Origin of the sequence: Pararhizobium antarcticum (assembly GCF_001885585.1) — a bacterium.
In the GTDB taxonomy this organism is placed as follows: domain Bacteria; phylum Pseudomonadota; class Alphaproteobacteria; order Rhizobiales; family Rhizobiaceae; genus Pararhizobium; species Pararhizobium antarcticum.
In genome coordinates, this window is record NZ_LSRP01000099.1 from 24,346 (window position 1) to 42,876 (window position 18,531).

Sequence of the window (18,531 nt, forward strand, 5' to 3'; positions counted from 1 at the left end):
CGAAATGCCGGATCTAAGAGGCGCCCTGATCGGCTGCGGCTTCTTCGCGGTCAACCAGATGCACGGCTGGAACGATGTGCAGGGCGCCGGTATCGTCGCCATCTGCGACCGCGATCCGGAGCGGCTGAAGCTCGTCGGCGATCAGTTCGGCATCGGCCGCCGTTACACCGATGCGGGCCTTATGTTTGCCGATGGCGGCTTTGATTTCGTCGATATCGCAACAACCGTCAACAGCCACCGCGCGCTGGTCGAAATGGCGGCCGCCCACAAGGTTCCGGCCATTTGCCAGAAGCCGTTTGCACCGACGCTGGACGATGCCAGGGCGATGGTCACAGCCTGCGATGCCGCTGGAATTCCCTTGATGATCCACGAGAATTTTCGCTGGCAAACGCCCATCCAGGCCGTCCGCAGGGTGCTCGACAGCGGCGCGATCGGGACGCCCTTCTGGGGACGATTCTCCTTCCGCTCCGGTTACGATGTGTTTTCCGGCCAGCCCTATCTTGCAGAGGGCAAACGTTTCATCATCGAGGATCTCGGCATCCACACGCTCGACATTGCCCGCTTTCTGCTGAGCGATGTGTCCAGCCTTTCGGCACGGACGAAACGCGTCAATCCCAGGATCAATGGCGAGGACGTCGCCACCATCCTGCTCGATCACGAAAACGGTGCAACGTCGATCGTCGATGTCAGCTATGCGACGAAACAATCGGTGGAGCCGTTCCCCGAGACGTTGATCGAAATCGATGGGACGGAGGGCTCGCTGCGGCTGTCGCAGGGCTATGAACTGCAGGTCACCAATGCCGGAGGCACGGTCAACACCGCTGTCGCACCGACGCTTCTGCCCTGGGCGTCCCGCCCCTGGCACAATATCCAGGAAAGCGTCTATGCGATCCAGCAGCATTGGGCCGATTGCCTGAAGGCGGGCGCGCAAACCGCCACCGCCGGCGCCGACAATCTGAAGACCTTCGCTTTGGTCGAGGCATCCTATCAGAGTGCGGCCTCGCTCGAGACCGTCAAGATCGGGGCGCTTCTGGCATGAGCGATGCGGCACTGGCATTCCGGCTATACGGCACGACAAGGGTCGAACCTTCGCCGCGACTGCTGAAAGCCGGCAGGCTTTCGGTCGAGCTTGCCGGCGGCAATCTGCGCAACATCCGCTACGACGGCGTCGAGCTTGTCCGGGCGATCTCCTATCTGGTCCGCGATCGTGACTGGGGGACCTATGATCCCGTGCTTTCGGATCTCGCCGTTCACGAAGACGGCGAAGGGTTCAAGGTCCGCTATTCCGCCCTCTGTGTCGGCCCGAACGATGCAGTTCTGCAGATCGTCGCGACCCTGACGGCCGGCGTGGACGGCACCTTGCGGTTCGAGGTCGAGGCCGGCACGCAGACCGGTTTCGAGACCAATCGCTGTGGCTTCTGCATCCTGCATCCCATCGTCGGACTTGCGGGTACACCGGTTACCGTCGAGCATGTCGACGGATCGACCGAGCAAACGGCGCTCCCGGACCTGATCGAGCCCTGGCAGCCCTTCAAGGACATGCGAGCAATGACGCACACGGCCTTGCCGGGCGTGTCGGTCGAATGCCGCATGGATGGCGACACGTTCGAGATGGAGGACCAGCGCAACTGGTCCGATGCGTCCTACAAGACCTATGTCCGGCCGCTGGCGCTACCCTGGCCCTACCGGATCGAACCCGGCGAACCGGTTCGGCAGAGCATCACGCTAATGGTGACAGATACCCGGACAATCGCCGTGCCCATGGCAGGGCCAGCGCCTCTGGAGATGATTGACAGCGTCATCCGTATCGTCCCCGGCGAAAGCGCAGTCATCATGCCGGCCATCGGGCTCATCATTGCGCCGGAAGAAGCAGAGGCAAGCCTCGCGCTGATGGTGAGCGGCCGTGCACCGTCCGTGCAGGATCTGGTCTTTCACTTTGATCCGGCAGCGGGCCATGAGCCCTCCAGCTTCACGCATTTTGCAGCGATTGCTGCAGGCCACAAGGGAAGGACGGTGCTGGAAGTCGCTCTTGCCTGCAAGGCGCCTCTGGACAAAGAACTGCCGGCGCTCGCCGACGGCATGGCAAAGGCGGGTTTTGCGCCCGATGCGATCATGGTGTCGCCCTCCGTCGATCGCCAATCGACACCGCCGGGAAGCGCGTGGCCGCCATGCCCGGCGCTGCCGGATGTTTATGCGGCCGCCGCAAGCGCGTTTCCGGGGGTGCGACTGGGCGGCGGCATGCTGTCTTTTTTCACCGAACTCAACCGCAAGCGCGTGCCGGCGGACAATCTGGCCTTCATCAGCCATTGCACAAATCCGATCGTCCATGCCGCGGATGACATCAGTGTCATGCAAACCTTGGAGGCTTTGCCCTTCATTACGCGGTCGATCCGCGCCATCTATGGCAAAAAGTCCTATCGCCTGGGCCCGTCCACCATCGCCATGCGCCAGAACCCCTATGGCAGCCGCACGATGGAGAACGCGCAGGACGACCGGATGCCGATGGCTGATCGTGACCCTAGGCACAACGCCCTGTTCGGAGCGGCCTTTGCCCTTGGTTACGCCATCCGTGTCCTCGATGCCGGATTGGAATGCCTGACGCTGTCGGCTTTGACCGGCCGTTTCGGGCTCATTTCAGGTGTTGGGGAGCCGGTCGCGGCCGGCGGTGACCGACCGCTCACCCATGTCGTGCGAATGCTGGCGCAGGCGGCGGGGCAGGGCTTTCGGGCGTGTTCATCCTCCAGTCCCGAGAGGGCGCTTGCCGTCCTGATAGAGGAGGGGACAAAAACGAAGCTGCTGGTGGTCAACATCACCGCGCAGACACAGACGGTTGACCTTTCGGCTCTTGGGAAACTGTCGCAAGCCAGCCTCACGATGCTGGACGACAGCACGATGCAGCCTGAAAGGGGGGTGGAAAACCCATCCGGCGGCGGACTGTTGCCGTTGCGCCCCTTCGCCATTGCGCGGATTGACTTCTGACGGCTGGCGTCCGCTGTCCGTGCCTGCGACACTGACACCTTTACCCGCAGGCGCCTCCTGTCCATATAACGATTCCGATCTGGCGTATTATGAGATAGCGTCAGCCGGAGTTCGGCTGCCTGCCTGTTTGATGGGCTGCGGCATCAGTGGAAAGACGCTTGAGGAGGTTTTGGCATGGCGGATGTAATGTGGAGTGGGATGAGGATACCGGATCTTGCCGGCAAAGCGGTGCTGATCACCGGTGCGTCGACGGGAATCGGCGCAGCACTGGTCCGCGCCTTCGTGGCGCAGGGTGCAAAAGTTGCGATCCACTACAATGAAAGCCGCGCGGCCGCGACGGAACTTGCCGCTGAGGTTTCCGGTGCGGGCGGCGATGTCGTGCTTGTTCAGGGCGATGTCTCCGTCGAGGGAGAGACCGAGCGCGTCGTCCAGGAGGCGGCTGCACATTTCGGTCGTCTCGACGGATTGATCAACAATGCCGGCGGCATGCTTGGCCGCATGACGACAGCGGATATGAGCGATGCCCATTATGACCGGGTTATGAACCTCAACGCCCGTTCCGTGCTGGCCGCAACCCGGGCAGCCCAGCCATTCCTTGCCAGACAGGGCGGTTTCATCATCAACACGACCTCTATCGCCGCCCGCAACGGCGGCGGCAACGGCGCCATTCTCTACGCGGCGTCCAAGGGCTTCGTCTCGACCATCACCAGGGGCCACGCCAAGGAATTCGTACCCGACGGGATCCGGGTCAACGCTGTTGCGCCGGGCGTTATTTCCACGCCGTTCCATGATCGCTACACCAGTCCGGAAATGCTTGACGCTCAGCGCAAGACTGTGCCGATGGGCCGGGTCGGCTCCCCGGACGAATGCGTCGGCGCCTATCTGTTCCTTGCCTCCGACATGCTGTCCGGCTACATCACGGGACAGATCATCGAAGTGAATGGTGGGCAGTTGATGCCGTAATGGCAGCAATTTGCAGCCCCGGCTTTCGCCAGATTTTTTGCGGGATAAAAAAGGATATCACCATGGCACGCAGACCGCTCAATCCGAAGGATGCGGCAGAGGCCCTGTTCGCGCCGGCAAAAAAGACTGTCGCACCGGCGCGCGAAGCGCCGGCGATCCCCAACACCAAGGAACTGGTGTCGATCAAGATCGACAGCGTCGTGCTTGAATATTTCCAGAATGATGGCCCCGGCTGGCAGGACAGGATCAACGACGTCTTGCGTGACGCCATGTCGAAGAACGATTAGCCCGGCGCTGACGGGCTGTCGCCCTTTTGTCAGCACCGGGCAATCGGTGTGAACCAGCCTGAAACGCTGGCTGCGGATTATTCCTCCGTCAGCGTTTCCGTGCCGCTGCCGTCCTTGCCGGTAATTGTCCAGGAGCCAACAAGGGTGCCGTCGCCCTTCACCTTGTATACGACCAGGCCCAGCGCATCCTCCAGCACGTAGGCTGCGGCAAACGCATCTTCGTTCAGCATGCAGACACCGGTCGACTTGGTGCCGTTGGTGTCCCACTCGATGACGCAGGTCGTGTCACTTGCGAGCGTGATTTCGGCCGTGCCGGAATAGGCCGAGCCGTCCAGATTGGTGCCTTCGACCGTGTATTTTCCGGCATTAACGGTCTGTGCCGTCGCCGGAGCGGCCATGGCCAGGCCAATCAAGGCTGCAAACAGAATATTTTTCATGGGATCCCCCTCAAGGATAAATCGGCTCGCTGTGCGAGAGGAAAGTAGCAATATGCGACATTTCTTATAGTTTAAAGGGGCATCTTCGACGTGTTTCAGGCTATTTTTGGGGGAAAATCTCGAAATACAGGAAGGCCGCAGCCGGCCTTTGCCATCAGCTCCTGTCGGCCGCGATTTCCGGTGCAAGCAGCCCCTCGGCGATCCTTGCCGCCTCGGTGATATGCGCCCGGCAGGCTGCCGTCGCAGCGTCCGGCTCGTTGCGCATGATGGCATTGAAAATTTCGCGCATGCTGGCCGGGCCGGATACCGTCCTGTTTACAGTTGCCAGCGTCATCACCCGAAGGCGCGAGATTCTGCCGTTCAGCCGCTTGACGATGTCCCAGGCGATCTCGTGGCCACCGGACAGAAAGATCGTCTCATAGAAAGCGTTCGTCGCGGCCAGAATGGTCATCGCATCGTTCTTGGCGGAGTTTCTGTCGAGATCCTCCAGTACCGTGCGCAGTTTTTCCTTGGTCTCGAGATCGGCATTGCGCGCGCAATCGGCAACGGCTGTCGTCTCCAGGGCAATGCGGATGTCGTAGATCTGGCGAGCCTGATGCCACGCGATGAGTGCCACGATCGGCCCCTGCTTGGGCGCGGTTTCAACCAGGCCTTCGGTCTCGAGATGGCGCAGAACCTCGCGGATGACCGAGCGCGAAACGCCGAGCTGGTCGCAGAGCGCCCGCTCGACAAGTCTCTGGCCCGGCCGGAACAGGCCGGCAATGATGGCGTTGCGCAGACGTTCCAGCGACATCTCGCGAAGCGTGATGGGCGGGTTCTCGATCCGCAACGATCCAAGATCTTGGACGACGTCGTCGGAGGTGATGGCGAACAGCTTCTGGCTCATTCCTTTTCATAGCTGCAGGAAAGATGAGAAACAAGACTTGACACTTCATATGATGGTATACCAACATATGGAATATCGAAATTGACATGGGGGATGGGCTATGGCCATCGAGATCCGGAAGACGCTGCTGCAGGTGGAAACCACACTGATCGAGGGCGGCAAGGCTGCGGGCACCCCCCTGAAGCTGTTTGCCGCCATAGCGGTCATCAAGAACCCCTGGGCGGGTCTTGGCTACGTCGAGGACCTTAAGCCCGAGATCCATGCCGTCGCACCGGTGCTGGGTGCGCTTCTCACCAAGATGATCCTGGACGCTGTCGGCTCGGGCGATATGGTCGAAGCCTATGGCAAGGCGGCGATCGTCGGGCTCGATGGGGAGCTGGAGCATGCCTCGGCCCTGATCCATACGCTTCGTTTCGGCAATCACTATCGCACGGCCGTCGGCGCCAAGTCCTATCTGGCCTTCTGCAACACGCGCGGCCCGGCCAATGCACCGTTGATGATCCCGCTGATGGACAAGAACGACGAAGGCCGCCGTTCGCATTACCTGACGATCCAGACCGCCATTCCCGACGCGCCAGCCGCCGGCGAGATCGTCGTGGCGCTCGGCGCATCGGTCGGCGGTCGTCCGCATCACCGCATTGGTGACCGCTATGAGGACCTCAAGGACCTCGGCCATGACGCAACAAATCCCGCAGCGGTCTGAGGCGGGTATGGGCAGCGTCCGGCGGCTCCACAGCAAGAATGGCACGGCCTGGGCAGAGGCCGGAAGCGGTGCGCCGCTGGTCCTCATCCATGGTGTCGGCATGCGGCTGGAAGCCTGGGCACCGCAGATGGCGGCACTGTGCGCCAGCCATCGGGTGATCGCCGTCGATATGCCGGGCCATGGCGAAAGCCGTGCGCTTCCAGAGAGTTCGGGCCTTGAGGCCTTTGTCGATTGGCTTTCGGTGTTTCTCGATGATCTGCGGCTGGAGCATGTCAGCTTGGCCGGCCATTCGATGGGCGCCCTCATCGCCGGGGGGGCTGCGGCCTCCTTCGGCAAGAAAATTGCACGTGTCGCTCTTCTCAATGGCGTCTATCGCCGCGATGCCACCGCCAGCGCCGCGGTCATCGCGCGGGCAAGAGAGATCTCCAAGGGCACCATCGATTTCGAAGGGCCACTCCTGCGATGGTTCGGCCAAGAGTGTCGCGACAGCGAGGCCTACCATCTGACCAGGAACTGGCTGTCATCCGTCGATCCCAAGGCATACACAACAGCCTACACCGCCTTTGCGACCGGCGACACGACCTTTGCCGATCGCTGGCCACAGGTCTGCTGTCCGGCTCTGTTCCTGACAGGGGCGGACGATCCAAACTCAACGCCAGCCATGGCAGAAGCCATGGCAGAAGCCGCCCCCGCCGGTTATGCGGTGCTGATCGACGGCCACCGGCATATGGTCAATCTGACGGCTCCCGACGATGTAAACAGGATCCTGTCGGACTGGCTGACCCTTGAGGAGGTGAACCGATGAGTGACACATCTTTCGACGCACGCGCACTGCGCACCGCCTTCGGCGCCTTCCCGACCGGTGTCACGGTCGTCACGACCCACGATCCCGCGGGAAACCCGATCGGCTTCACCGCCAATTCCTTCACCTCCGTATCGCTCGACCCGCCATTGCTTCTGGTCTGCCTTGCAAAAACCTCGCGCAATTTCGCGGTCATGACGCAAAACTCAGGTTTTGCGGTCAATATCCTTTCGGAAACGCAAAAGGATGTCTCAAACACGTTTGCCCGCCCGGTCGAGGATCGCTTCTCGGCCGTCGATTGGACAAAGGGACCTTATGGTTCACCTGTCTTCAGCAACGTCGCCGCCTGGTTCGATTGTTCGATGGAACAGGTGATCGAGGCCGGCGACCACGTGATCCTGATGGGCCGTGTCCAGGCTTTTGCAGACAATGGCCTGAATGGCCTCGGTTATGCCAAGGGCAGCTATTTCACCCCTGGCCTTGCGGGCAAGGCCGTCTCGGCAGCAGCGGACGGCACCGTGGAACTCAGCGCGGTTCTGGAGCGCAACGGGTCCGTGCTGATGCTTGGGGAAGACAGGCTTCACCTTCCGACCTGCGCGATGGACGATACCGATCCAACTGCCACGCTCGGAGCCTATCTCCAGGCTCTGACCGGTCTTCCGGTCAGCGTCGGCTTTCTGTACTCGGTCTATGAGAGCCGCGCCGACAGCCGCCAGCACATTGTCTATCATGCCTCTATCGGCGAGGGCGAGCCGGCGAACGGCCGCTTTCTGCAACCCGGCGACGTTGCGCCGGACAGGCTGGCCAATCCCGCCACTGCCGATATCCTCAGGCGGTTCGCCGCCGAGAGTTCGATCGGCAATTTCGGCGTCTACTTCGGCAATGAAACCGCCGGCAAGGTGCACCCCGTTGCAAGGAAAGCCTGAACGATGAAATTTTCCCTTTTCGTCCATATGGAACGTCTCGACGCCGAGCAGGACCACAAGAGCCTCTACGAGGAATTCGTTGCGCTCTGTGAAATCGCCGACAAGGGCGGCATGCACGCCATCTGGACCGGCGAACATCACGGCATGGATTTCACCATCGCGCCCAACCCGTTCGTGACGATTGCCGATCTGGCGCGCCGCACGAAAAATGTCCGGCTCGGGACGGGGACCGTGATCGCGCCCTTCTGGCATCCGATCAAGCTTGCCGGCGAAGCGGCGATGACCGATCTCATCTGCGACGGCCGGCTCGACATCGGCATTGCGCGCGGCGCCTATGCTTTCGAATACGAGCGCCTTCTGCCGGGCCTGGACGCCTGGGGCGCGGGCCAGCGCATGCGCGAACTGATCCCTGCAGTCCAGAAACTCTGGGAGGGCGACTATGCCCATGACGGCGAGTTCTACACATTCCCGTCGACGACATCTGCGCCAAAGCCGCTCCAGAAATATCCACCGATCTGGGTGGCGGCGCGCGATCCCAACAGCCATGAATTTGCCGTCGCCAATGGCTGCAATGTGCAGGTGACGCCACTCTGGCAGGGTGACGACGAAGTCGAGACACTGATGACGCGCTTCAACGAGGCGTGCGCCAAGCATCCGCAGACCGAGCGCCCGAAGATCATGCTGCTGCGCCACACCTATGTCGGTTCCGACGCGGCGGACATCGCGCAGGCGGCGCATGAAATGAGCGTCTACTACAATTACTTCTTCGCCTGGTTCAAGAACGAGAAGCCGATCCACCAGGGCCTGATCGAGCGCATCCCGCCCGAGGATATCGCCGCCAATGCGATGCTCTCGGCCGAGGTCATGCGCAGCAACAATGTGGTCGGCGATGCCGATGCCGTGATTGCTCGGGTCAAGGCCTATGAAGCGATGGGCTATGACGAATATTCCTTCTGGATCGACACGGGCATGAGCTTCGAGCGCAAGAAGGCGTCGCTCGAACGCTTCATTGCCGATGTCATGCCGGCCTTTGCGGAGTGAACGGGATGCGCCAGTTCCAGTGCTACATCGATGGCCGGTTCGAGGACGGGGAGGCCCGTTTCGAGAGTGTCGATCCGGCAACCGGCGCGCCTTGGGCACAGATGCCGGAAAGCCGGGCTGGCGATGTCGGACGCGCCGTCAACGCAGCCCATGACGCACTCTACGGCAACGGCCCCTGGGCCCGGATGACGGCGACGCAGCGCGGCAAGCTACTCTACCGGCTTGCCGATCTGGTTGCCGCCAATGCGCTGCGGCTGGCAGACATCGAAACCCGCGACACCGGCAAGATCATCCGCGAAACCTCGGCGCAGATCGCCTATGTCGCCGATTACTACCGTTACTATGCCGGCCTTGCCGACAAGATCGAAGGGGCGTACCTGCCGATCGACAAGCCGGACATGGACGTCTGGCTGCGGCGCGAACCGGTCGGCGTGGTCGCCGCCATCGTACCCTGGAACAGCCAGCTGTTTCTCGCCGCCGTGAAAATCGGCCCAGCCCTGGCTGCCGGCTGCACGCTGGTGGTCAAGGCGTCGGAAGACGGCCCCGGACCGCTGCTGGAATTTGCCCGGCTTGTGGACGAGGCGGGCTTTCCAGCTGGCGTCGTCAATATCGTCACGGGGTTCGGCCCGACATGCGGAACGGCGCTGACAACGCACCCGAAGGTCGCCCATATTGCCTTTACCGGCGGCGCGGATACTGCCCGCCACATTGTCCGGGGGTCGGCCGAGAACCTCGCCTCGACGTCGCTGGAACTTGGCGGGAAGTCGCCGCTTCTGGTGTTTGCCGATGCCGATCTGGACAGCGCCGCCAATGCGCAGATTGCCGGCATCTTTGCCGCCACCGGCCAGAGCTGCGTCGCGGCTTCGCGGCTGATCGTCGAGCGCAGCATCAAGGACCGCTTCCTCGAAATACTCTCCGCCAAGGCGCAGGCCATCCGCATCGGTTCGCCGCTGTTGATGGAAACGGAGGTCGGGCCGCTCGCCACCGAACGCCAGCGCCGCCATATCGAAACGCTGGTCGGCGCATCGCTTGATGCCGGCGCTCGCCTGGTCACGGGCGGCTCGGCACCGGAAGGGCCCGGCTATTTCTATCGGCCGACCATTCTCGATTGCGACGACGTGCACTCGCCGTCAATGGACAGGGAATTCTTTGGCCCAGTGCTTTCAGTTGTCTCTTTCGAGACCGAGGCGGAAGCGCTGGCGCTGGCCAACGACACGCCCTACGGGCTTGCTTCCGGCATTTTCACCCAGAACCTTACACGCGCCCACCGACTGATGAAGTCGATCCGGGCCGGCATCGTCTGGGTCAATACCTATCGCGCCGTGTCTCCGATCGCGCCGTTCGGCGGCTCGGGCCTGTCCGGCGACGGGCGGGAAGGCGGCATCGAGGCAGCCCTCGGTTACACCCGCACCAAGACCATCTGGCTGCGCACCTCCGATGATCCGATCCCCGATCCCTTCGTGATGCGGTGAGCGCCATGTTTTACGAAATCCGCACCTACCGGCTGAAGAACGGCGCCATTCCGGCCTACCTCAAGGTCGTCGAAGAAGAGGGGATCGCCATCCAGAAAAAACATCTGGGAGAGCTCATCGGCTATTTCTTCTCTGAAATCGGACCCATCAACGAAATCGTCCATATCTGGGCCTTCACAAGCCTCGACGATCGCGAAACCAGGCGTGGGCGCTTGATGTCAGACCCGGCCTGGCAGGCTTTCCTGCCAAGGATCCGCGACCTGATCGAGGTTGCGGAAAACAAGATCATGAAACCGGCAGCCTTTTCGCCAGCGGGAGGAACAAGACCCGTCTGAGCCGAAAAGGTCTTCGGGCCTGATGAAAATTCGGAGCATGCCGTCATCGTCCGGGGAAGGGAAAACCCCGGGTTTTGAACGGGCGTGATGCCCGAGAGACAGTGAAACAGAGATAACAATGGAGCAAGGGAACATGAAAAATCTAACGATCATCGCGGCAATGGCCGCAACGCTTGGCCTTTCGACTGCAGCCAGCGCTGCCGAACTGGTGTTCACCAGCTGGGGCGGCACGACACAGGACGTGCAGAAGGCGGCCTGGGCTGACACGTTCACGGAAAAGACCGGCACGACCGTGGTGCAGGATGGACCGACCGACTACGGCAAGATCAAGGCCATGGTCGAAGCGGCCGGCGTGACCTGGGACGTGGTCGATGTTGAAGGGGACTATGCCGTGCAGGCCGGAAAAGCGGGCCTGCTCGAAAAGCTCGATTTCTCGGTCATCGACAAGACCAAGCTCGACCCGCGCTTTGTCACCGACTATTCGGTTGGCAGCTTCTATTATTCCTTCGTCATCGGCTGCAACAAGGATGCGGTCTCCGCCTGCCCGAAGACATGGGCCGACCTGTTCGACATCGCGAAATTTCCCGGCAAGCGCACCTTTTACAAATGGTCGGCGCCGGGTGTGATCGAGGCAGCCCTTCTGGCAGACGGCGTAGCCGCCGACAAGCTCTATCCGCTCGATCTCGACCGTGCCTTCAAGAAGCTCGACACGATCAAGGCCGAGATCGTCTGGTGGTCCGGCGGCGCGCAGTCGCAGCAGCTCCTGGCATCGGCAGAGGCACCATTCGGTTCGTTCTGGAACGGTCGCCTGACGGCGCTTGCCGCAACCGGCGTCACCGTCGAGACTTCATGGGACCAGAACATCACTGCTGCCGACGCGCTGGTGATCCCGAAGGGGGCCAAGAACAAAGATGCGGCGATGAAGTTCATCGCGCTTGCCACATCCGCCGAAGCCCAGGCCGAAATGGCCAAGGGCACCGGCTATGCGCCGATCAACGTCGATTCTCCGGCTCTGATGGATGCGGAGATCGCCAAGACCCTGCCGGATCAGCAGACCGCAAGCCAGGTCAATGCCGACATGGGCTACTGGGCCGAAAACCGCGATGCGATCGGCGAGCGCTGGTACGCCTGGCAGGCACAGTAAGACGGCAGTTGCAGCGGGCGCGTCTGGCGCGCGCCCGCTGTCCCCCTGATCTTTCGAGAGGATTTACGGCATGGCTACGCTGACCGATCCGAGCGGCATTGCGGGAACGGTCAAACCGCGCATCGTCCGGCAGTATAATTTTGCGCAGACCATGCCGGCCCTTGTGCTGATCCTCGTGTTCTTCGTTTTGCCGGTTTTCGCTCTTTTGCTGAGGAGCGTGCTGGAGCCACAGCCCGGGTTCGGCAATTATGCCGAACTGCTCGGCTCGACCACCTATCTGAAGATCTTTCTCAACACCTTCGTCGTTTCGGCGCTGGTGACCGCCGTTTCGCTGGCCATCGGGTTTCCCGTCGCCTGGGCGCTGGCAATCATGCCCTCGCGGTTGTCCTCTGTGGTCTTTGCCATCCTGCTCCTGTCGATGTGGACCAATCTCCTGACGCGCACCTATGCCTGGATGGTGCTGTTGCAGCGAACCGGCGTGATCAACAAGTCGCTGATGGGCCTGGGACTGATCGATGAACCGCTGCCATTGGTCAACAATCTCGTCGGTGTCACCATCGGCATGACCTATATCATGCTGCCCTTCATCATCCTGCCGCTCTATGGCGTCATTCGCCGCATCGACCCGGCCATCCTGCAGGCGGCAGCGCTGTGTGGGGCAACCCGCTGGCAGGCGCTGACCCGCATCCTCATTCCGCTCGCAGCGCCCGGCATGGTCTCTGGCGCGCTGATGGTCTTCGTCATGTCGCTTGGCTATTTCGTGACGCCGGCGCTTCTCGGCGGAACCGCCAATATGATGCTCGCCGAACTCATCGCCCAATTCGTGCAATCGCTGGTCAATTGGGGCATGGGCGGTGCTGCGGCACTGGTTCTCCTGGTGGTGACGCTGACGCTCTATGCCCTGCAGCTCCGGCTGTTCGGTCCCGCGCGCATGGGAGGACGCTGACATGCTCTTGAATTTCGAGCGGCTCGGCGCCTGGAAATGGATCCTGCTGGTCATCACCGGCCTCACAGCCGCTTTCCTGATCCTGCCGATCCTGTTTATCGCAGCCCTTTCCTTCGGCTCGTCGCAATGGCTGATCTTCCCGCCGCCGTCCTGGACGCTGCAATGGTACACGGCCTTTTTTGCCGATCCGCGCTGGCTGGAAGCCGCCTGGACAAGCTTTCGGATCGCCGTCATGGTCACGGTGCTGTCCGTCCTGATCGGCCTTGTTGCGTCTTTTGGGCTCGTGCGCGGCCGCTTTATCGGCAAGGAGGCGCTGAGGGCCCTGTTCCTGACGCCAATGATCCTGCCCGTCGTCGTTCTGGCCGTCGCGCTCTACGCCTTCTTCCTGCGCATCGGGCTGAACGGCACGACAACCGGATTCGTCATTGCCCACCTGGTCGTGGCGCTGCCATTCTCGATCCTGTCGATCACCAATGCGCTGGAAGGTTTCGAAAAATCGATCGAGGACGCGGCCGTTCTCTGCGGCGCCCATCCGCTGGAAGCCAAGATCCGCGTGACGCTGCCGGCAATCAGCCACGGACTGTTTTCCGCCGCGATCTTTTCGTTTCTCACCTCGTGGGACGAAGTCGTTCTGGCGATTTTCATGGCGAGCCCGACCCTGCAGACATTGCCGGTCAAGATCTGGACCACGCTGCGCCAGGACCTGACGCCTGTCATCGCTGCCGCCTCTACGCTTCTCGTCATCGTCACCATCGCGCTGATGCTACTGGCCGCACTTGTGCGCAAAGGACTGAAATCATGACCGAACCCTTCCTGCAAATCCGCGGTCTGCGCAAGGACTACGGCATTGTCACAGCCGTCAGCGACGTCAATATCACTGTCGAGCGCGGCGAGTTCATGACCTTTCTCGGGCCCTCCGGATCGGGCAAGAGCACGACCCTGTACATTCTGGCGGGCTTCGAAAATCCCACCGCCGGGGATATCCTCTTAAACGGCGAGAGCCTGATATCCACGCCATCACACAAGCGTAATATCGGCATGGTGTTCCAGCGCTACACGCTGTTTCCGCATCTGTCGGTGGGCGAAAACATCGCTTTCCCGCTGAAGGTGCGGCGCTGGGGCAAGGCAGCGATCGACGCGAAGGTCAAGCAAATGCTGGGACTGGTGCGTCTCGAAGGCTTCGAGGACCGCAAGCCGGCGCAGATGTCCGGCGGCCAGCAGCAGCGCGTCGCCCTTGCGCGCGCCCTTGCCTATGATCCGCCGGTGCTTTTGATGGATGAGCCGCTCTCGGCGCTCGACAAGAAGCTGCGCGAGGAGATCCAGCACGAGATCCGCCGCATCCACCAGGAGACCGAGGTGACGATCCTCTACGTGACGCATGACCAGGAGGAAGCGCTCCGGCTTTCGGACCGGATTGCGGTGTTTTCAAAAGGCGTCATCGACCAGATCGGTACCGGCCCCGAACTCTATGCCAACCCTTCAAACCGCTTCGTAGCTTCGTTCATCGGGGACAGCGACTTCGTCACCTGTAAGATCATCTCGATGCGCGATGGTCGGGCCGCCCTTTCGATTGGTTCGGGGCCTGTGATCCATGGCGTTCCCGTACACGGAAAGAATGTGGAAGGCGGTATGGCGGCGCTGATGTTGCGGCCGGAGCGCCTGTCCCTGTCGCGCGCTGCGGTCGGCGAGGGGGCCTTCGGGCTTTCGGCGAAGGTCACCGACATCACCTTTCTCGGCAGCAATATCCATGTCGCAGCCTTGGCGCCCTCCGGGGAAACACTCTCCGTGCGCCTGCCCTTCGGGCACGAGGCCGCCGCCGGGCTTTCGCGTGGCGATACGATCTTCCTCGGGTTCGACCCTGAGAGCGCGCATGTCTTCTGTGGTTGAACCGGTCTGCAGCGGCCTTGGGTGAAGCAAGGCAGCATCAGCCTGACCCTTGGCGCCTGGCTTGCCGATCCTTTGCCGGCCTAGGCAATCAGCCTTCTGCGGATCGCTTCGGCTATGGCCTGGGTGCGATTTGAGGCGCCGATTTTCTTGATTGCTGATTTTATATAACTGTTGACCGTATCGTTCTGGTAGCCCGTTGCAACAGCGATCGCCTCACTGGTGAGACCCCGGCTTGCTTCCGTTAGGCAAGCCATTTCACCCTTGGTCAGGCGCAACTGATCGGCAGCGAAGCGCTCCATAAGCGGTCGTGTGAAAGCACTGTGCATCGGCTCGGCCATCAGGCTGAGGAAATCCAGTTCTTCCTTTGAAAAGGGTGTCGAGCGTGAAAAACAGATCGCTCCATAGGCGGTGTCGCCACGCAAAACCGGAATAAGCGTGCGATTGAAGACGTTGAACGTGCGCTGCAGGTAGACAAGCCGCTCCGGCGCCTCGTGCAAGACATCAATTTCACTTTCAACGACAATCCCCCCGGACGATTTGGCGGCGAGCAAAAAGGGATCCACGGTATAAAGCTGATCGGCGTGGTAGGCCTCCAGAAAGGCAGGGGGTATGTCGGTATCGATCGAAAAGCCGTCCCCGAAACGAAAATTCTCGACATCGATGCCGCTGATGATGATGTAGTCGAAGGGGACCGCACGGCGTAGCCGGTCGACGATCGGATGCTGGCCGAAATGCCGGTGTTTCGGCACGGATCTGAGATCGATATAGTCATCGAGCGCATTCGGCGACAGAATCGAAAGGGGACTGACGGGCATGGGTTATCCGTTCAAAATTTGTATTTTCACATTTGAATTCAAATGGTTAACTCCGTATTAACAAAAGACCGTACGAAATGGCCCTAATCCCGCGCAGGATTGTAATGATAATCGCCTAGGTTGTGGTGAACCTCGAAACCAAGTCGCGGAAGCTCATCTGCCTCCGCATGGCCTTTCAGTGGGTGGTAAGAGCAGGGCGGCTATCCCTGGCGCGCGCTCAAATCAAGCATATGCGCCGCCGACACCATCGTCATCCGGCCGGCAACGACCTTCGACAAAACTTCGATCCGCGGCAGATCGCGTTCGCTCATCGCTATCAATCCCATCTGCATCTCCCAGACATCATTCAGACGCGGGGAGTGTGACATTCCAACTTTGCAGAAACAGGACATTCTAACTTTGCGGCTACAAGAAAAAGTTAGATAATATGTATTATGGAACAACATTCCGTAATCAGTTCAAATCCGCAATGTGGGCGCGGACTTCGGCAAGCTATGCCTGTAGGTCCCTGTCGTTGAGCTTGGCGCTCATGAGGTAATTCTCCCGGACCTGTTCAGACAAACCGAGCCAGCTCTGTCAAAGAAAATCGTGTTGGCTGGCAATTCACCGACGCGCTCTGCCGAAGACCGACCAGTCGGTCTTGGAGCTGATCAACTCCAGCCCCAGTGTGCCGAGCCAACTGTTGCCCATCGAGTCGAGTGCTGGCGACCACACGGCGATTGAGGCGCAATGGGGGGCAACCGCGAGAATTCCGCCGCCGACCCCCGACTTGGCTGGCAATCCGACCCGATAGGCGAAGTCACCTGAGCCATCATATTGGCCACACAGCATCATCACCGAAAGGATCCGCCTAGCGCGCCGGGCCGCTGCCAGGGTTGCATCGTTCTCCTGTTCGGGGTCGTCGAGGATGAGAAAGCGGCCTGCCTTGGCAAGTCCGCGACAATCCAGCGTGATGGCGCATTGGTGGACATAGGCTTCCATGACCTTGTCTACCGGATGGTTCAGATTGCCGTGGTGTCTCGCCATGAACATCAGCGATCGGTTGAGGTCGCCGCCGGTGCGGTCGCTGGCCATAACATCCTTGTCGAGTGCCATCGCCTCACCGTCGAGCATTCTTTCAACAAAGCGAACAACATGACGATTCGGACCTGCGTTTCCTTCGAGACCAGCGAGAACATCGCATACGACCAATGCACCGGCATTGATGAACGGGTTGCGTGGAACGCCCTTGGCGCGTTCAAGATCGATAATGGAATTGAAGGGGTCGCCCGATGGATCACGGCCGATCCGTTTCCACAAAGCCTCACCGAGCGCTTCAAGCGCAAGCTCAAGGGCGAAGACCTTGGATATGGATTGTATCGGAAAGCCGATGCTGGCATTGCCGGCGGCGGCGAGCTGGCCGGTCCTGGTAAAAACTGCGATGCCGAACTTTTCGAAGTCCGCCTTGCGCGGGGTTGGCTTATCCTTCTCCTGAGCCTCCGCGACAGCCTCGTCGTAAATTCCAGGCCCACGTCTTCTCACTTGACCCACAACATCGTTGAGAACTGCCTTCAGCTCTGTCGCATCCTCAACAGGATCTGCCATGTCATACGTCCTCATCTGATTGAATGTGCCGCTTGTGGTTTCTGTATAGTATAGAGATGGACAGGAATTCGCCCCTCCCCGATGTGACGGCAAGCAAAGGATCCGCCAAACCACGCACTGACGACCATAGCGACAAGGTCACCAGAGCCGATCAGCCGCATGCAGCACCGCAACCAAAAACGCAGTCCTTCAAGCCGTTTTGGAGCGGCCTGCTAACGCGTGCGGCCATCAGACCGTTTCAGCGAGCATGCAAATTGTCCGATATCCCAATGACCGTTTACCTCGATGCGAGGCATATTGAACCCAAATGATCGTGTATCTGCAAATTGATTGTTGCACGAGAATCCTATGTCGTAGCCCGCGAGCCGGCACACCTGCACAAAACGTTCGTCGATCAAACCATACGGCGCAGCGATGGAATGCACCCTCGTTCTCAAATTCTGGACAAGGGCGAGCCTGGAACGAAGGGCTTCGTCCAGCAGATCTTTACTTGTCAAGAAAGTTGCAGGCGTGTGAGTTGCAAGGTGACTTCCGAAACTAGCGCCCTCGCAGTGAAGCTTCCGGATCATATCCCAGTCCATAAGGGCTGCGGGTTTCGCCAATGCGGCATCCCAACTCGCATCTGTCCCCACCAGGTCGGTCACAATGAAGATTTCCGGAAAGAAATCGCTGCTCTGTAGAATTGGCCAGGCGGTTGTCGCCGTATCGAGATAACCATCATCAAAGGTAATCAAGATCGGACGTCCGGGCAAAGGCCGGCTTTTCCGGCGAGCTTCTGCGAGTGTTGCGGAGGTCACTGCATGAAACCCGTGCGATCGTAAAAGGCGCATCTGTTTTTCGAATGCGTCCGGGCGCACACACCATTGTCGCAGGCTTGGATCGCAATCTTCGGCCACCCGGTGATAGGTTAGGACCGGCAGCTCCCAGGTCAATTCGTTCTCAACTTCGCGTCTGCGCGCCACGGCTCCATTCCAGACGATGTAGCGCGAAAGGGAATGGTGGAGTTCGCAGTCTATTCCGGCGTGCCGCACCTCTGCCGCGACAACGGGCGCATCGGCTTCCACTCGCTCAAAGACGTCGATCCGATACAGCGATGTAACGAGTGATTTCACCACTCTTAGACCCGGAGCCTTGCTGAAGTGGTCGTAAACGACCTTCGCCCCATATGCCTGATCCCAGTCAAAACCAGTTGAACTCTTGTCGTCCCGCAACAGGAAATGATTTGCCATGACGATTTTGCCGCCTGGAACCAACGCATTTCTTATTTTTTCTGCGATTTCCCCTATTTGATCGATGGAATCCAAATAATACAGCACTTCGGAGC

General features: G+C 60.4%; 20 protein-coding genes. 14 read left to right on the plus strand and 6 right to left on the minus strand.

What is annotated here, in order from left to right; all coding sequences use genetic code 11:
• Positions 1 to 4: 4 nt before the first annotated feature.
• From AX760_RS17130 to AX760_RS17145, 4 genes are all read left to right on the plus strand, one after another.
• Positions 5 to 1,039, plus strand: coding sequence for a Gfo/Idh/MocA family oxidoreductase (locus AX760_RS17130; RefSeq protein WP_071834205.1), 1,035 nt, complete (start codon positions 5 to 7; stop codon positions 1,037 to 1,039).
• On the plus strand, positions 1,036 to 2,979 hold the full coding sequence (gene apnL / locus AX760_RS17135) for a D-apionate lactonase (protein ID WP_071834206.1): 1,944 nt from the start codon (positions 1,036 to 1,038) through the stop codon (positions 2,977 to 2,979). The genes AX760_RS17130 and apnL overlap by 4 nt, the downstream gene beginning before the upstream one ends.
• Before the next feature lie 174 nt (positions 2,980 to 3,153).
• Positions 3,154 to 3,942 (plus strand): SDR family NAD(P)-dependent oxidoreductase, encoded by a 789-nt coding sequence (locus tag AX760_RS17140; RefSeq protein ID WP_071834207.1) that lies wholly within the window; start codon positions 3,154 to 3,156, stop codon positions 3,940 to 3,942.
• Between the two features lie 62 nt (positions 3,943 to 4,004).
• Positions 4,005 to 4,229 carry a BrnA antitoxin family protein gene (locus AX760_RS17145; RefSeq protein ID WP_071834226.1) on the plus strand — a complete coding sequence of 75 codons (225 nt, stop codon included), beginning with the start codon at positions 4,005 to 4,007 and terminating at the stop codon, positions 4,227 to 4,229.
• 77 nt (positions 4,230 to 4,306) lie between these two features.
• Here AX760_RS17145 and AX760_RS17150 read toward each other — a convergent pair whose 3' ends face one another.
• On the minus strand, positions 4,307 to 4,666 hold the full coding sequence (locus tag AX760_RS17150) for a hypothetical protein (RefSeq protein ID WP_071834208.1): 360 nt from the start codon (positions 4,664 to 4,666) through the stop codon (positions 4,307 to 4,309).
• 154 nt (positions 4,667 to 4,820) lie between these two features.
• On the minus strand, positions 4,821 to 5,552 hold the full coding sequence (locus tag AX760_RS17155; RefSeq protein ID WP_071834209.1) for a GntR family transcriptional regulator: 732 nt from the start codon (positions 5,550 to 5,552) through the stop codon (positions 4,821 to 4,823).
• Between the two features lie 100 nt (positions 5,553 to 5,652).
• Between AX760_RS17155 and AX760_RS17160 the strand changes: the two genes are divergently transcribed.
• From AX760_RS17160 to AX760_RS17205, 10 genes are all read left to right on the plus strand, one after another.
• On the plus strand, positions 5,653 to 6,255 hold the full coding sequence (locus AX760_RS17160; protein ID WP_071834210.1) for an amino acid synthesis family protein: 603 nt from the start codon (positions 5,653 to 5,655) through the stop codon (positions 6,253 to 6,255).
• Positions 6,191 to 7,060, plus strand: coding sequence for an alpha/beta fold hydrolase (locus AX760_RS17165; RefSeq protein WP_175552087.1), 870 nt, complete (start codon positions 6,191 to 6,193; stop codon positions 7,058 to 7,060). Before AX760_RS17160 ends, AX760_RS17165 begins: the two co-directional genes overlap by 65 nt.
• Entirely contained in the window at positions 7,057 to 7,983 is a 927-nt protein-coding gene (locus AX760_RS17170; protein ID WP_071834212.1) for a flavin reductase family protein, read from the plus strand. The genes AX760_RS17165 and AX760_RS17170 overlap by 4 nt, the downstream gene beginning before the upstream one ends.
• A gap of 3 nt (positions 7,984 to 7,986) precedes the next feature.
• Positions 7,987 to 9,024: an LLM class flavin-dependent oxidoreductase gene (locus AX760_RS17175; protein ID WP_071834213.1), complete on the plus strand. Its 1,038-nt coding sequence runs from the start codon at positions 7,987 to 7,989 to the stop codon at positions 9,022 to 9,024.
• A gap of 5 nt (positions 9,025 to 9,029) precedes the next feature.
• A complete protein-coding gene (locus AX760_RS17180) occupies positions 9,030 to 10,496 on the plus strand; it encodes an aldehyde dehydrogenase (protein WP_071834214.1) in 1,467 nt (488 codons plus the stop codon).
• 5 nt (positions 10,497 to 10,501) lie between these two features.
• Positions 10,502 to 10,831, plus strand: a complete 330-nt coding sequence (locus tag AX760_RS17185; protein ID WP_071834215.1) for an NIPSNAP family protein — start codon at positions 10,502 to 10,504, stop codon at positions 10,829 to 10,831.
• A 133-nt stretch (positions 10,832 to 10,964) separates the two neighbouring features.
• The gene (locus tag AX760_RS17190) at positions 10,965 to 11,975 is read left to right on the plus strand and encodes a polyamine ABC transporter substrate-binding protein (RefSeq protein WP_071834216.1); all 1,011 of its coding nucleotides are present in this window, start codon (positions 10,965 to 10,967) and stop codon (positions 11,973 to 11,975) included.
• Positions 11,976 to 12,045: 70 nt separating this feature from the next.
• Complete coding sequence (locus tag AX760_RS17195) at positions 12,046 to 12,921, plus strand: ABC transporter permease (protein WP_071834217.1); 876 nt, start codon at positions 12,046 to 12,048, stop codon at positions 12,919 to 12,921.
• Between the two features lies 1 nt (position 12,922).
• A complete protein-coding gene (locus tag AX760_RS17200; protein ID WP_071834218.1) occupies positions 12,923 to 13,723 on the plus strand; it encodes an ABC transporter permease in 801 nt (266 codons plus the stop codon).
• Positions 13,720 to 14,808 carry an ABC transporter ATP-binding protein gene (locus AX760_RS17205; RefSeq protein ID WP_071834219.1) on the plus strand — a complete coding sequence of 363 codons (1,089 nt, stop codon included), beginning with the start codon at positions 13,720 to 13,722 and terminating at the stop codon, positions 14,806 to 14,808. Before AX760_RS17200 ends, AX760_RS17205 begins: the two co-directional genes overlap by 4 nt.
• 80 nt (positions 14,809 to 14,888) lie before the next feature.
• Here the strand turns inward: AX760_RS17205 and AX760_RS17210 are convergent, their stop codons facing one another.
• The 4 genes from AX760_RS17210 to AX760_RS17225 form a co-directional block, all read right to left on the minus strand.
• Positions 14,889 to 15,623: a helix-turn-helix transcriptional regulator gene (locus AX760_RS17210; RefSeq protein WP_071834220.1), complete on the minus strand. Its 735-nt coding sequence runs from the start codon at positions 15,621 to 15,623 to the stop codon at positions 14,889 to 14,891.
• A gap of 200 nt (positions 15,624 to 15,823) precedes the next feature.
• Positions 15,824 to 15,949 (minus strand): hypothetical protein, encoded by a 126-nt coding sequence (locus AX760_RS27985; RefSeq protein WP_280950781.1) that lies wholly within the window; start codon positions 15,947 to 15,949, stop codon positions 15,824 to 15,826.
• A 277-nt stretch (positions 15,950 to 16,226) separates the two neighbouring features.
• Entirely contained in the window at positions 16,227 to 17,207 is a 981-nt protein-coding gene (glsA, locus tag AX760_RS17220) for a glutaminase A (protein ID WP_071834221.1), read from the minus strand.
• A 212-nt stretch (positions 17,208 to 17,419) separates the two neighbouring features.
• Positions 17,420 to 18,531: polysaccharide deacetylase family protein (locus AX760_RS17225; protein WP_139276505.1), on the minus strand; the 1,112-nt coding region annotated here is incomplete at its 5' end.

Excerpts from the sequence above, each read along its gene's own strand:
- AX760_RS17130 (WP_071834205.1), top strand. The coding sequence starts at position 5 with ATGCCGGATCTAAGAGGCGCCCTGATCGGCTGCGGCTTCTTCGCGGTC.
- apnL (WP_071834206.1), top strand. The coding sequence starts at position 1,036 with ATGAGCGATGCGGCACTGGCATTCCGGCTATACGGCACGACAAGGGTC.
- AX760_RS17140 (WP_071834207.1), top strand. The coding sequence starts at position 3,154 with ATGGCGGATGTAATGTGGAGTGGGATGAGGATACCGGATCTTGCCGGC.
- AX760_RS17145 (WP_071834226.1), top strand. The coding sequence starts at position 4,005 with ATGGCACGCAGACCGCTCAATCCGAAGGATGCGGCAGAGGCCCTGTTC.
- AX760_RS17150 (WP_071834208.1), bottom strand. The coding sequence starts at position 4,666 with ATGAAAAATATTCTGTTTGCAGCCTTGATTGGCCTGGCCATGGCCGCT.
- AX760_RS17155 (WP_071834209.1), bottom strand. The coding sequence starts at position 5,552 with ATGAGCCAGAAGCTGTTCGCCATCACCTCCGACGACGTCGTCCAAGAT.
- AX760_RS17160 (WP_071834210.1), top strand. The coding sequence starts at position 5,653 with ATGGCCATCGAGATCCGGAAGACGCTGCTGCAGGTGGAAACCACACTG.
- AX760_RS17170 (WP_071834212.1), top strand. The coding sequence starts at position 7,057 with ATGAGTGACACATCTTTCGACGCACGCGCACTGCGCACCGCCTTCGGC.
- AX760_RS17175 (WP_071834213.1), top strand. The coding sequence starts at position 7,987 with ATGAAATTTTCCCTTTTCGTCCATATGGAACGTCTCGACGCCGAGCAG.
- AX760_RS17180 (WP_071834214.1), top strand. The coding sequence starts at position 9,030 with ATGCGCCAGTTCCAGTGCTACATCGATGGCCGGTTCGAGGACGGGGAG.
- AX760_RS17185 (WP_071834215.1), top strand. The coding sequence starts at position 10,502 with ATGTTTTACGAAATCCGCACCTACCGGCTGAAGAACGGCGCCATTCCG.
- AX760_RS17190 (WP_071834216.1), top strand. The coding sequence starts at position 10,965 with ATGAAAAATCTAACGATCATCGCGGCAATGGCCGCAACGCTTGGCCTT.
- AX760_RS17195 (WP_071834217.1), top strand. The coding sequence starts at position 12,046 with ATGGCTACGCTGACCGATCCGAGCGGCATTGCGGGAACGGTCAAACCG.
- AX760_RS17200 (WP_071834218.1), top strand. The coding sequence starts at position 12,923 with ATGCTCTTGAATTTCGAGCGGCTCGGCGCCTGGAAATGGATCCTGCTG.
- AX760_RS17205 (WP_071834219.1), top strand. The coding sequence starts at position 13,720 with ATGACCGAACCCTTCCTGCAAATCCGCGGTCTGCGCAAGGACTACGGC.
- AX760_RS17210 (WP_071834220.1), bottom strand. The coding sequence starts at position 15,623 with ATGCCCGTCAGTCCCCTTTCGATTCTGTCGCCGAATGCGCTCGATGAC.
- AX760_RS27985 (WP_280950781.1), bottom strand. The coding sequence starts at position 15,949 with ATGGGATTGATAGCGATGAGCGAACGCGATCTGCCGCGGATCGAAGTT.
- glsA (WP_071834221.1), bottom strand. The coding sequence starts at position 17,207 with ATGGCAGATCCTGTTGAGGATGCGACAGAGCTGAAGGCAGTTCTCAAC.